The sequence below is a fragment of the Cupriavidus sp. 01T418 genome (assembly GCF_056398885.1).
The window spans coordinates 1-356 of sequence record NZ_JBFTQG010000196.1 but is presented as its reverse complement, the minus strand read 5'-3'; the positions used below and the strand labels follow the sequence as shown (position 1 = coordinate 356).

Here is a 356-nt window from a genome sequence, read left to right as displayed (position 1 = left end):
AAGGCCTTTCTGCTCTCGCACGGTGTCCGCTACAGCGGCAGAGCCGACTGGGGACCGGCGCACCGGCGCTGGATCAGCACCTTTGCCTTCGACTCCCTGTGGCAACAACTCGCCTTTGACGAATATCGACGTGCCATCGAGGATCGGCTCGCGCAATGCAGCCGTCTCGAAGCGGCCTTGCGTGAAGCCGTGGTCAACTGGCGCTTCTATCCGGCCGTACTGGGMTTGCAGGCCATGCGCGGTGTGGACTTCACTACGGCGGTGGGCATGCTCGCCGAACTGGGCGATCTCTCGCGCTTTGTCCATCCGCGCCAACTGATGGCCTGGCTCGGCGTGACGCCCGCCGAACACTCGTC

At 64.5% G+C, this 356-nt stretch carries 1 protein-coding gene; it reads left to right on the top strand.

All coding sequences use genetic code 11. From position 1 onward, the window contains the following. Positions 1-356: transposase (locus AC1DQ3_RS36885; RefSeq protein WP_477125008.1), on the top strand; the 356-nt coding region annotated here is incomplete at both ends.